Source organism: Pseudomonas sp. VI4.1, from assembly GCF_002029345.1.
Lineage (GTDB): Bacteria > Pseudomonadota > Gammaproteobacteria > Pseudomonadales > Pseudomonadaceae > Aquipseudomonas.
In genome coordinates this window covers 1-12,942 of record NZ_MULM01000064.1, presented here as the reverse complement: position 1 = coordinate 12,942, position 12,942 = coordinate 1, and the positions used below count along the sequence as shown (strand labels likewise).

Sequence of the window (12,942 nt, the reverse complement as noted above, 5' to 3'; positions counted from 1 at the left end):
TGAGACTCGCTGCCGGCAAAGCCGGGCTCCTACAGATCAACGCTTCTGGGTCAAGGCGCGGCGTTCGAATTCGACGATGCGCTGACGGTAATGCTCGATCGTCTGGGCAGTCAACACGCTGCGCTGGTCGTCTTTCAGTTCGCCGTTCAGTTCCTGGGACAGCTTGCGCGCCGCCGCCACCATCACGTCGAAGGCTTGCTTGGGATGACGCGGGCCCGGCAGGCCGAGGAAGAAGCTCACCGCCGGCGTGCTGAAGTGATCGATGTCGTCCAGGTCGAAAACGCCGGGCTTGACTGCGTTGGCCATCGAGAACAGGACTTCGCCGTTGCCGGCCATGCTCTCGTGGCGGTGAAAAATGTCCATTTCGCCGAAGCGCAGGCCGCTTTCCAGAATATTCTGCAACAGCGCCGGGCCCTTGAAGCCGGCAGCGTCGCGGCAGATCACACTGATCACCAGCACTTCTTCGGCTTGCGGCTGCTCCCTGTCGCTGGTCGAGGCCGAGGCCTTGGTGTCGTCAGGGTAATCGTCGTCACGGCTGCTGAAGCTCGGGCCGCCTTCCAGGTCCAGGTTGAGGTCACCCTGGGATGGCTCGCCGCGCTTGCCGCGCTTGGCGCCTGATTCGCGCTGTTCACGGGCCGGCATGCTCACCGACGGCAGATCGTGCTCGTCCAGGTGCGGTTCCTTATGGGTATCCAACACCCGGGGCGGGCCCAACAGCTCGGCACTGGTGTCCTCGTCAGGCAAATTGGACAAATTCCGGTCAAGACGGAATTTCAGTTTCCCCTTGCCGCCGCGCATGCGCCGCCAGCCGTCGAAAAGAATCCCGGCAATGACAATAATGCCGATGAGGATCAGCCACTCGCGCAGACCGATTTCCATGTAATCCCGTGCCTCTATAAAAAATGCTGAAAAATAAGGGGTTTACAGCTGGTAAACCGCTTTAAAACGTGGCGCCAACTCTATGTTCTGACAGGCGTTTTGCCCACGCATACGATAAATTGACATTAAACTAGCACGACCAAAGGCAACTTTACACCGTCTGTCTCGTGGCTTGCGCGAATATGTCGACTGGCCAGCAACCAGCGTCCGGTAATTCGTCCCGCTTCTGACGAATACCTGGGCTGCGTTGTCCTGCAAGCCCGCGACTCAGGCCTCGACCATCGCCATCGCCTCCTCGACATCCACCGCCACCAGCCGCGAACAACCCGGCTCGTGCATCGTCACCCCCATCAGTTGATCGGCCATTTCCATGGCGATCTTGTTGTGGGTGATATAGATGAATTGCACTGTCTGCGACATCTCCTTTACCAGCCGTGCGTAGCGTCCAACGTTAGCGTCATCCAGTGGCGCGTCAACCTCGTCGAGCATGCAGAACGGCGCCGGATTCAACTTGAAGATGGCAAATACCAGGGCCAATGCGGTCAGGGCTTTTTCGCCACCGGAGAGCAAATGGATGGTGCTGTTCTTCTTTCCTGGCGGCCGCGCCATGATCGTTACCCCTGTATCGAGTAGATCTTCGCCCGTCAGTTCCAAATACGCGCTGCCGCCACCGAAAACTTTTGGGAAAAGGGCCTGAATACCGGCATTGATCTGATCAAAGGTATCCTTGAAGCGGTTTCGGGTTTCCTTGTCGATCTTGCGAATCACATTCTCGAGGGTGTCCAGCGCTTCCACCAGATCGTCGTTCTGCGCATCCAGATACCGTTTGCGCTCGGATTGTTGCTGGTATTCGTCGATGGCCGCCAGGTTGATCGCGCCCAGGCGCTGGATCCGCGCCGCGATGCGCTCGAGTTCCTCCTCGGCGTCTTTCTCGTTGGCCCCGGCCACCAGGGTGGCAAGCACGCCGTGCAGGTCGTAGCCGTCCTCGTGCAACTGATCTTCGAGGGCCTTGCGGCGCACGGTCAGGGCTTGCCATTCCATGCGCTGTTGTTCGAGCTGGCCGCGGATCAATTGCGATTGCTGCTCGGCCTGGTTACGTCGTTTTTCCGCTTCGCGCAATTGGCGATCGGCATCTTCCAGGTCGTCTGCGCGGTCTTGAGTTCTTCGTCGACGGTCACGCGCTTGTCGAGCAGTTCTTCCAGCTTGAGGCGCAACTCTTCCAGCGGTGCCTCACCCTCCTCCAGATTGAGGCTCAGCTGTTCGCGTTTTTCGGTCAGGCGCTCGGCCTGCATTTCCAGCCGTTCCAGCGCCTGGCGCGTGGAATCGTGCTGGGCCTTGAGCGAACCCAGGCGCACCGCCAGTTGATGCGCGTGATCCTTGTGCTGCCGGGCTTCCTGGCGCACCCGATCGAGGCGCTCGCGCAGGCTGTCGCGCTGGGCCAGCAGCAACTCACGCTGCTCGGTATCGAGCGCCATGCTGTCGAGGGCGTCCTGCAATTGCAGGCGTGCTTCGCCGATATTTTCGTGCTCCAGCGCGCGTTGCTCGCCGAGTTCGACCAGCTCTTCGTCCAGACGGGTACGGCGCAATGTCAGCTGCTCGACCTTGGCTTTACCGGCCGACAACTGGGCTTTCAATTCGCCCTGCTGGCGGGCTTCGTCCTGCAGCAGACGGCGCAGATGCTCGCGACCGTTTTCCTGCTGGCGTTGCTGGGCCCGCAGGTTCTGCAGGCGGGTTTCCAGGGTTTCCACCGTGGCTTCGCGTTCTTCGCGCTCAAGGCCCAGGCGCTGGATTTCCTGGCCACGGGCCAGCACCCCACTTTCCGCTTCGCTGGCCCGACGCACGCGTAAGAAGTGCGGGCCGACCCAGTAGCCGTCGCGGCTGATCAGGCTTTGGCCGGCGGTCAATTGACTGCGCAGGGCCAGGGCCTGTTCGAGAGTTTCAATCGGTTTGACTTGCCCTAACCAGGGCGACAGATCGATCTGCGCCTCGACCTTGTCGAGCAGGCTGCCGGCGATGCGCACGCCATCGCTGGCGGGGCTGAGCAAGCGCAGATCGCCCTGGGCAAACCCGGCCAGGTCGAAAGCGGCAAAATCGTCCACCAGCACCGCTTGCAGATCGGCGCCGAGCACGGTCTCCACCGCCAACTCCCAACCGGCTTGCACCTTCAGGCCTTCGGCCAGGCGCGGGCGATCCGCCAGGTGCTGTTCGCGCAGCCATTCGGCGGTGCCGGTGCCGGGATCGAGCGCGGCTTGCTGCAAGGCTTCCAGGGAAGCGAGGCGCCCGTTGAGGCGCTGCAAATCACCCTGGGCCTGCTGCTGCGCCGACAGCGCTTGCTGCAGTTCCTGACGCAGTTGCTCCAGGCGTTCGACCTGGGCTTCTTCGCTGGCCTGCAAGTCTTCCAGGGTCGCTTCACTCGCGGCCAACTGCTCGCCGAGTTCGAGAATCGCCGCGTCTTCCGGATCCGCCGAGAGCAAGGCGCGCTCTTCGCCAAGGCGCTTCTGTCGATCGGCCAGGCGCTCCATGCTGGTTTCCAGCTGCTGGATCCGCGACTGCTGGACTTCCGCCTGCCGCCGGGGTTCGGCCGCCGTGAGGTTGAAGGTGTCCCACTGCTCCTGCCAGCCGTGCATGGTGGTTTCGGACTCTTCCAGCGCGGCGGCAGCCTCTTCGGCGGCGGCGCTGGTGACTTCCTGTTCCGGGGTGAGCATGTCCAGCTCTTCGCCCAGGGTCAGCAGCAACGTGCGGTCGTGGCCCAGATGAGATTCGGTTTCGAGGCGCGCGCGCTCGGCTTCCTTCAAGTCATCCTGCAACTGACGCAAGCGCTGTTGTCCGTGCTGGATACTCTGCTCGACCCGGGCGATGTCGCCGCCGACCGAATAGAAGCGTCCCTGCACCAGATTGAAGCGTTCGGACAGGTCGTGGTGCCCGTCGCGCAGGCGCTCGATCGCAGCGTCGGCATTGCGCTGCTCGGCCACCAGGGCTTCGAAAGTGATTTCCTGGGTGCCGATGATCGCTTCGCGCTGGCCGACCTGTTCGTTCAATGCCTGCCAGCGCAGGGCCGACAACTGCGCCTTGAGCTGCCGCTCCTCGCCTTTGTATTCCTGATACTTCTTCGCCGCCTCGGCCTGGCGGTGCAGCCGTTCGAGCTGACGCTCGAGCTCTTCGCGCAGGTCGGTCAGGCGGGCGAGGTTTTCGTGGGTGCGGCGGATGCGGTTTTCGGTCTCGCGTCGGCGCTCCTTGTACTTGGAGATGCCGGCCGCTTCTTCGATGAAATTGCGCAGGTCTTCGGGCTTGGCTTCGATCAGCTTGGAGATCATCCCCTGCTCGATGATCGAATAGCTGCGCGGGCCGAGGCCGGTACCGAGAAAGATGTCGGTGATGTCACGACGGCGGCACTTGCTGCCGTTGAGGAAGTAGCTGTTCTGGCTGTCCCGGGTGACTTTGCGGCGAATCGAAATTTCGGCGTAGGCCGCGTATTCGCCGATCAAGGTGCCATCGGAGTTGTCGAACACCAGCTCGATGCTCGCCTGGCTCACCGGTTTGCGGCTGGTGGAGCCATTGAAGATGACGTCGGTCATCGACTCGCCGCGCAAGTTCTTGGCCGAGCTCTCGCCCATCACCCAACGGACGGCGTCGATGATGTTCGACTTGCCGCACCCGTTGGGCCCGACCACCGCCGCCATGTTACTGGGGAAGTTCACCGTGGTCGGGTCGACGAAGGATTTGAACCCCGCCAGCTTGATGCACTTGAGCCGCACGCTTAAGCGTCCGTCAGGGCGGAAACCACCAGATCGCAGCTGCGCTGGGCGTAGGCCGTCAGCACCTCGCGGATCTGCGGAAAGTCACGGGCCAGCACGGCGGCGAGCAGGCGCTCGAACAGTTCGAGGAACTCGCTCATCGACGCCTTGCGCTGGTCCAGGGCGAGAAAATACGCACGGCTCATGGCCGGCTGCAGGTTCTCGACGGTTTCCTGCAAGTACGGGTTATTGGCAAACGGGTACGCGGCGCGCATCACGTTGAAGCTGTCATCGACGAAGGTGCGGATGTCCTGGCGTTCGTAGCTGGCGGTCAGGCGCTGCTGGATTTGCACGAACGGCGCCATGTCGGCCTGGACTTGCCAGCCGCTGGCTACGGCGTTGCCGAGCAGGATGTACAACTCGCTCATCAGCGTGCACAGGCTCTGCACCTTGTGCACAGTGAGTTCGGTGACGTGGGCGCCCCGTCGCGGCAGGATCGCGACCAGGTGGCGCCGCTCGAGGATCAGCAAGGCTTCGCGAACCGAACCGCGGCTGACATTGAGGGCCAGCGTGACCTTCTGTTCCTGGATGCGCTCTCCGGGCTTCATTTCGCCGCGAATGATGCGTTCGGCGAGGTGGTGAGCGATTTGCTCGGCGAGGCTGTCCGGCGCCTTGAACGTCATGGTTGTCCTTCAAACTCTTCGATTTGCACAAGCGGCGCAGTGTAGCGCAATTGATCCGTCAGGGCGGAGTGCCCGTCCGGTGGTTTTTGGCACGATTCAAGCAAAAAGCAGGCTGGCGAACGAGGGTCAATAATGAAGATAACCGGTCGTTGATCGACATTTGATAATTTCCTGACCTTTAAGTCAGAAAATCATTGACCGAAAAGTCAGACCTGCTAAATTCGGTTCATGTCGGTTAACAACAATAATGAGTCTGCGAGGCCTTCCGTGATCCAGTTTTTACTTAACCAGGAACTCCGTAGCGAGCACGCCCTGGACCCGAACCTGACCGTGCTCAATTATCTGCGCGACCATGTGGGCAAACCCGGCACCAAAGAAGGCTGCGCCAGCGGTGACTGTGGCGCCTGCACCGTGGTGGTCGGCGAACTGCAGACCAATGACGACGGCCGCGAGCACATTCGCTACCGCAGCCTCAACTCATGCCTGACCTTTGTTTCGTCGCTGCACGGCAAGCAACTGATCAGCGTTGAAGACCTCAAACACCAGGGCGAACTGCACAGCGTGCAGAAAGCCATGGTCGAATGCCACGGCTCGCAGTGCGGTTTCTGCACCCCGGGCTTCGTCATGTCGCTGTTCGCGCTGCAAAAGAACAGCGACGCGCCCGACGCCCACAAGGCCCACGAAGCGCTGGCCGGCAACCTGTGCCGCTGCACCGGTTATCGGCCGATTCTGCAAGCCGCCGAACAGTCCTGCTGCGGCCAGCAGACTGACCAGTTCGATGCCCGTGAAGCCGACACCATCGCCCGCTTGAAAGCCATCGCGCCTACCGACATCGGCGAGCTCAACAGTGGCGACAAGCGTTGCCTGGTGCCGCTGACCGTGGCCGACCTGGCCGACCTCTACGACGCTTATCCACAAGCGCGCCTGCTGGCCGGCGGTACCGACCTGGCGCTGGAAGTCACGCAGTTCCATCGCGCCCTGCCGGTGATGATCTACGTCGGCAACGTCGCCGAGATGAAGCGCATCGAAGTGTTCGACGATCGCCTGGAAATCGGCGCCGCCACCGCCCTCTCCGATTGCTATGACGCCTTGAAGACCGAGTACCCGGACTTTGGCGAACTGCTGCAGCGTTTCGCCTCGTTGCAGATCCGCAACCAGGGCACCCTCGGCGGCAACATCGGCAACGCTTCGCCGATTGGTGACTCGCCACCGCTGCTGATTGCCCTGGGTGCGCAGATCGTTTTGTGCAAGGGCGAGACCCGCCGCACCCTGGCGCTGGAAGATTACTTTATCGATTACCGCGTGACGGCGCGCCAGGAAAGCGAGTTCATCGAGAAGATCATCGTGCCCCGCGCCAGCGTCGAACAACTGTTCCGTGCTTATAAAGTGTCCAAGCGTCTGGACGATGACATTTCCGCGGTCTGCGCCGCGTTCAACTTGCGCATCGACAACGGCGTGATTGCCGACGCTCGCCTGGCTTTTGGTGGCATGGCGGCCATCCCGAAACGCGCCAGTCACTGCGAAGCCGTGTTGCTCGGCTCACCGTTCAACCACGCCACCGTCGAACGCGCCTGCGCCGCACTGGCCGAAGACTTCACGCCGCTCTCGGACTTCCGCGCCAGCAAGGAATACCGCCTGCTCAGCGCGCAGAACCTGCTGCGCAAATACTTCATCGAACTGCAAACACCGCACATCGAGACTCGGGTGACCGCTTATGTCTAATCATCACGCCGTAGAGAAGACCCAGGCCGAACTGGCTGAACTGTTCGCCAAGGACCTGACCACCGGTGTCGGCCGCAGCGTCAAGCACGACAGCGCCGCCAAGCATGTGTCCGGCGAAGCGCAGTACATCGACGATCGGCTGGAATTCCCCAATCAGCTGCACGTTTATGCACGGCTGTCGGACCGCGCCCACGCAAAAATCATCAGCATCGACACCCAGCCTTGCTACGCCTTCGAAGGCGTGCGCATCGCCATCACCCATAACGACGTGCCGGGCCTGAAAGACATCGGCCCGTTGCTGCCGGGCGATCCGCTGCTGGCTATCGATGACGTGCAGTTCGTCGGCCAGCCGGTGCTCGCCGTCGCGGCGAAAGACCTGGAAACCGCACGCAAAGCGGCGATGGCCGCGATCATCGAATACGAAGATCTCGAACCGGTTCTGGATGTGGTCGAAGCCCTGCGTAAACGCCACTTCGTGCTCGACAGCCACACCCATCAGCGAGGCGATTCGGCATCGGCGCTGGCCAGCGCCGAGCATCGCATTCAAGGCACGCTGCACATCGGCGGCCAGGAACACTTCTACCTCGAAACGCAGATCTCTTCGGTGATGCCGACCGAAGACGGCGGCATGATCGTGTACTGCTCGACCCAGAACCCCACCGAAGTGCAGAAACTCGTCGCCGAAGTACTCGACGTGTCGATGAACAAGATCGTCGTCGACATGCGCCGCATGGGCGGCGGGTTCGGCGGCAAGGAAACCCAGGCGGCCAGCCCGGCGTGCCTGTGCGCGGTGATCGCGCACCTCACCGGCCAGCCGACCAAGATGCGCCTGCCGCGCGTCGAAGACATGCTGATGACCGGCAAGCGTCACCCGTTCTACGTCGAATACGACGTCGGCTTCGACAGCACCGGTCGCCTGCACGGCATCGCCCTGGAACTGGCCGGCAACTGCGGTTGCTCGCCCGATTTGTCGGCGTCGATTGTCGACCGTGCGATGTTCCACGCCGACAACTCGTATTACCTGGGCGATGCGACCATCAACGGTCACCGCTGCAAGACCAACACCGCGTCGAACACCGCTTACCGTGGCTTCGGCGGCCCGCAAGGGATGGTCGCGATCGAAGAAGTGATGGACGCGATTGCCCGCCACCTGGCCCTGGATCCGCTGGCGGTGCGCAAGGCCAACTACTACGGCAAGACCGAGCGCAACGTCACCCACTACTACCAGACCGTCGAACACAACATGCTCGAGGAAATGACCGCCGAACTGGAACAAAGCAGCCAGTACGCCGAGCGCCGTGAAGCGATCCGTCGCTACAACGCCAACAGCCCGATCCTGAAAAAAGGCCTGGCGCTGACCCCGGTGAAATTCGGGATTTCCTTCACCGCCAGCTTCCTTAACCAGGCCGGCGCCTTGATCCACGTCTACACCGACGGCAGCATCCACCTGAACCATGGCGGCACGGAAATGGGCCAGGGTCTCAACACCAAGGTTGCGCAGGTGGTGGCCGAAGTGTTCCAGGTGGAAATGGACCGCGTGCAGATCACCGCGACCAACACCGACAAGGTGCCGAACACCTCGCCGACCGCCGCGTCCAGTGGTGCCGACCTCAACGGTAAAGCCGCGCAGAACGCCGCTGAAATCATCAAGCAACGCCTGGTTGAATTTGCCGCGCGGCACTACAAGGTCAGCGAAGAAGACGTGGAGTTCCACAACGGTCACGTGGGGGTTCGCGATCACATCCTGACCTTCGAAGCGCTGATCCAGCAGGCGTATTTCGCCCAGGTGTCGCTGTCGAGCACCGGGTTCTACAAGACCCCGAAAATCTACTACGACCGCAGCCAGGCCCGTGGTCGGCCATTCTACTACTACGCCTTTGGCGCGGCCTGTTGCGAGGTGATCGTCGACACCCTGACCGGCGAGTACAAGATGCTGCGCACCGACATCCTCCACGACGTCGGCGACTCGTTGAACCCGGCCATCGACATCGGCCAGGTCGAGGGCGGCTTCATCCAGGGCATGGGCTGGCTGACCATGGAAGAGCTTGTCTGGAATGCCAAGGGCAAGCTGATGACCAACGGTCCGGCGAGCTACAAGATCCCGGCGGTGGCGGACATGCCGCTGGATTTGCGGGTGAAGCTGGTGGAAAACCGCAAGAACCCGGAAGACACGGTGTTTCATTCCAAGGCCGTGGGTGAACCGCCGTTCATGCTGGGGATTGCGTCGTGGTGTGCGATCAAGGACGCCGTGGCGAGCCTGGGCGACTACCGGCATCAACCGAAAATCGACGCGCCGGCGACGCCGGAGCGGGTGTTGTGGGGGTGTGAGCAGATGCGGCAGTTGACGGTGGCGAAGGCTGTCGAGGCTGAGCCGGAGTTGGCTTCGCTCTAAGGCCGAGGCGCCTGGGTCGCCAGCAAGCCGGCTCCTACAGATCGGTGGTGAATCGCGGTCATGTGAACGACGCGACCCCTGTAGGAGCTGGCTTGCCAGCGAAGAGGCCCGAACAGACAACACTGATGTCGAGGTGAAACATGTACAACTGGATCGACGCCCTCGCCGACCTGCAAAACCAGGGCGAACCCTGCGTGCTGGTGACCATCATCGAAGAGCTCGGCTCGACGCCGCGCAATGCCGGCTCGAAGATGGTCATCAGCGCCACCCAGGCCTTCGACACCATCGGTGGCGGGCATCTGGAATACAAGGCCATGCAGCTCGGCCGCGAGATGCTCGCCAGCGGCAAGCAGGACACTCATCTGGAGCGCTTCAGCCTCGGCGCCAGCCTCGGCCAGTGCTGTGGCGGCGTAACCGTACTGCTGTTCGAACCGATGGGCCAGGTCCAGGCACAGATCGCCGTGTTCGGCGCCGGCCATGTCGGTCGCGCGCTGGTGCCGCTGCTCGCCAGCCTGCCCTGCCGGGTGCGCTGGATCGACTCGCGGGAAGCGGAATTTCCGCAACAGATCCCCCATGGCGTACGCCAGATCGTCAGCGAAGAACCGGTCGATGAAATCGACGACCTGCCCGCCGGCAGCTACTGCATCGTCATGACCCACAACCACCAGCTCGACCTCGAACTCACCGCCGCGATCCTCAAGCGCAACGACTTCGCCTACTTCGGCCTGATCGGTTCGAAGACCAAACGGGTGAAATTCGAACACCGCCTGCGTGAACGAGGCTTCGACAACGCCGTGCTGCAACGCATGCGCTGCCCCATGGGTATCGGCGAAGTCAAAGGCAAGCTGCCTGTGGAAATCGCCATCTCCATCGCCGGTGAAATCATCGCCACCTATAACGCCGATTTCGGCCAGCAGACGGCAAGCGCCGGATCCTCGATTGCCAAGCTGCTGCCTGCATCACGCCGCAGTCAGGCCTCGAACCTGAAAGCGTCAAACTGATAAGCCTCATAACTAGAGAATGACCATGCCTCTGACTCGCAAAGCCTACAGCGCCGCCATTCTGCACAGCATCGCCGATCCCGCCGAAGTGGGGATCGAAGCCTCCTACGAGTATTTTGAAGACGGTCTGCTGGTGATCGATAACGGCAAGATCAGCGCCCTGGGTCACGCCAGCGAACTGCTGCCGACCCTGCCGGCCGACATCGAGATCACCCATTACCAGGATGCGCTGATTACCCCGGGCTTTATCGACACCCACATCCACCTGCCGCAAACCGGCATGGTCGGCGCCTACGGCGAGCAACTGCTGGACTGGCTCAACACCTACACCTTCCCCTGCGAAAGCCAGTTCGCCGACAAGGCCCACGCCGATGAAGTCGCGGACATTTTCATCAAGGAACTGCTGCGCAACGGCACCACCACCGCGCTGGTGTTCGGCAGCGTGCACCCGCAATCGGTGAACTCGTTCTTCGAGGCCGCCGAACAGCTGGACCTGCGGATGATCGCCGGCAAGGTGATGATGGATCGCAACGCGCCGGACTACCTGACCGACACCGCCGAATCCAGTTATGTCGAAAGCAAGGCGCTGATCGAGCGCTGGCACGGCAAGGGCCGTCTGCACTACGCGGTCACCCCGCGTTTTGCACCGACCAGCACCCCGGAGCAACTGACCCTGGCCGGGCAGTTACTGGGTGAATACCCGGATCTGTACATGCAGACCCACATCAGCGAAAACCTCAAGGAAGTCGAATGGGTCAAGGAACTGTTCCCGGAGCGCAAGGGCTACCTGGACGTTTACGATCACTACCAGCTGCTGGGTGAGCGCTCGGTGTTCGCCCACGGCGTGCACCTGTGCGACGACGAGTGCGCCCGGCTGGCAGAAACCGGCTCGGCCATCGCCTTCTGCCCGACCTCGAACTTCTTCCTCGGCAGCGGCCTGTTCAACCTGCCCATGGCCGAGAAGCACAAACTGAATGTCGGCCTGGGGACGGACGTCGGCGGCGGCACCAGTTTCTCGCTGCTGCAAACGTTGAACGAAGCGTACAAGGTCATGCAGATGCAGGGGGCGCGTTTGAGCCCGTTCAAATCGCTCTACCTGGCCACCCTCGGCGGGGCGCGTGCGCTACGCCTGGAACACAGGATCGGTACGTTGCTGCCGGGTACCGATGCAGACTTCCTGGTGCTGGACTACAACGCCACGCCGTTGCTGAGCTATCGCTTGAAGCAGGCCACCAACATTGCCGAGACCTTGTTCGTGTTGATGACGCTGGGGGATGACCGGACGGTTCTGCAGACTTATGCGGCGGGGAATCTGGTGCATCAGCGTTAAGTTAATTCGAGCATAAAAAATCCCCCGCAATCGTTGGTTGCGGGGGATTTTTTGTGCTGTAGGAGCAAGCTTGCTCGCGATGGTCGTTAACGATTACGCGTGAAGCCTGACACCCCGTGGCGTCCTCAAGCCCATCGCGAGCAAGCTCGCTCCTACAGTTTGGCCACAGGCCGCCCCGGTTTCTTCGTCTGCAACAAATGCGAGAACACCGCATGCAGGTCATCCGACGCACTTTCCTCGTCAAGGTTGAGCTTGCTGTCGATGTGATTCATGTGATGCATCATCAAATCCACCGCCAGCTCGGCGTTGCGTGCTTCGATGGCGTTGATCAGCTGGGTGTGTTCGTCGTAGGAGCAGTGGGAACGGTTGCCGCTTTCGTACTGGGCGATGATCAGCGAAGTCTGCGACACCAGACTGCGCTGGAAGCTGATCAAGGGGGCATTCTTCGCCGCTTCGGCCAACTTCAGATGGAACTCGCCCGACAGACGGATACCGGCACCCCGATCGCCACGGGAGAAGCTGTCGCGCTCGTCGTCGACCATCTGGCGCAATTCGGCGATCTCTTCGGCAGTGGCGTGCTGCACGGCCAGTTCAGTGATCGCGCGCTCTACCAGGCGCCGGGCCAGGAACACCTGGCGGGCCTCTTCCACACTCGGGCTGGCGACGACTGCGCCGCGGTCCGGACGCAGCAGCACGACGCCTTCATGGGCCAGGCGCGACAGCGCACGGCGGATGATGGTGCGACTGACCCCGAAAATTTCCCCCAGCGCTTCTTCGCTCAACTTGGTGCCGGGCGCCAGACGCTGTTCGAGGATGGCCTCGAAGATATGCGCGTAGACAATATCGTCCTGGGTACCGCTGCGCCCGGCTTTGCCTGCGCGCGGTTGTTTCTTTAGGGGCTGCAACTGTTCGTTCATGGGCACTCGAGTCGGTAGAACGGCGGCGAATTGACCGTGACTGTAATACGGCACAGTGGGTCACTGGCAAGTATCGCGTAAAAAACACGGCGATTGTACACAATGACCGGTGGCAACACGACTGTACGGCTGTTTGCCGCCTTGGCTGTATTGCAACGGTCCGTTACGTTTGAGTTTAGGCTTGATCGCAGAATCCGTGGTTTTCGCGATCCCCTGTAGGAGCTGGCTTGCCAGCCGAAGGCGGCCTTGAGCCTTGCAGCGCCCATGAACGACGCCTTCGCTGG

Annotated in this window: 8 protein-coding genes and 1 pseudogene; 4 read left to right on the top strand and 5 right to left on the bottom strand. The window is 61.7% G+C overall.

The window, feature by feature from the left end; genetic code table 11:
- Window positions 1-36: 36 nt before the first annotated feature.
- The 3 genes and pseudogenes from zipA to BZ163_RS01855 form a co-directional block, all read right to left on the bottom strand.
- Complete coding sequence (gene zipA, locus BZ163_RS01865) at window positions 37-879, bottom strand: cell division protein ZipA (protein WP_128869561.1); 843 nt, start codon at window positions 877-879, stop codon at window positions 37-39.
- Between the two features lie 267 nt (window positions 880-1,146).
- Window positions 1,147-4,634, bottom strand: a pseudogene (smc, locus tag BZ163_RS01860) (chromosome segregation protein SMC).
- A 2-nt stretch (window positions 4,635-4,636) separates the two neighbouring features.
- Complete coding sequence (locus BZ163_RS01855; protein WP_128869560.1) at window positions 4,637-5,296, bottom strand: GntR family transcriptional regulator; 660 nt, start codon at window positions 5,294-5,296, stop codon at window positions 4,637-4,639.
- A gap of 267 nt (window positions 5,297-5,563) precedes the next feature.
- On the opposite strand from BZ163_RS01855, the gene xdhA reads away from it, so the two are divergent.
- The 4 genes from xdhA to guaD all read left to right on the top strand — a co-directional run bounded on the left by xdhA (window position 5,564) and on the right by guaD (window position 11,741).
- On the top strand, window positions 5,564-7,018 hold the full coding sequence (gene xdhA, locus BZ163_RS01850) for a xanthine dehydrogenase small subunit (protein ID WP_128869559.1): 1,455 nt from the start codon (window positions 5,564-5,566) through the stop codon (window positions 7,016-7,018).
- The gene (gene xdhB, locus BZ163_RS01845; RefSeq protein ID WP_128869558.1) at window positions 7,011-9,410 is read left to right on the top strand and encodes a xanthine dehydrogenase molybdopterin binding subunit; all 2,400 of its coding nucleotides are present in this window, start codon (window positions 7,011-7,013) and stop codon (window positions 9,408-9,410) included. Before xdhA ends, xdhB begins: the two co-directional genes overlap by 8 nt.
- A 140-nt stretch (window positions 9,411-9,550) precedes the next feature.
- Entirely contained in the window at window positions 9,551-10,411 is an 861-nt protein-coding gene (gene xdhC / locus BZ163_RS01840; RefSeq protein ID WP_128869557.1) for a xanthine dehydrogenase accessory protein XdhC, read from the top strand.
- Between the two features lie 25 nt (window positions 10,412-10,436).
- On the top strand, window positions 10,437-11,741 hold the full coding sequence (gene guaD, locus BZ163_RS01835) for a guanine deaminase (RefSeq protein WP_128869556.1): 1,305 nt from the start codon (window positions 10,437-10,439) through the stop codon (window positions 11,739-11,741).
- Window positions 11,742-11,893: 152 nt separating this feature from the next.
- Here guaD and BZ163_RS01830 read toward each other — a convergent pair whose 3' ends face one another.
- Together BZ163_RS01830 and BZ163_RS35090 are read right to left on the bottom strand one after the other, a co-directional pair.
- Window positions 11,894-12,658 carry a GntR family transcriptional regulator gene (locus BZ163_RS01830; RefSeq protein ID WP_128869555.1) on the bottom strand — a complete coding sequence of 255 codons (765 nt, stop codon included), beginning with the start codon at window positions 12,656-12,658 and terminating at the stop codon, window positions 11,894-11,896.
- Between the two features lie 60 nt (window positions 12,659-12,718).
- The coding region (locus BZ163_RS35090; protein ID WP_218190489.1) for a hypothetical protein at window positions 12,719-12,942 on the bottom strand (224 nt) is incomplete at its 5' end.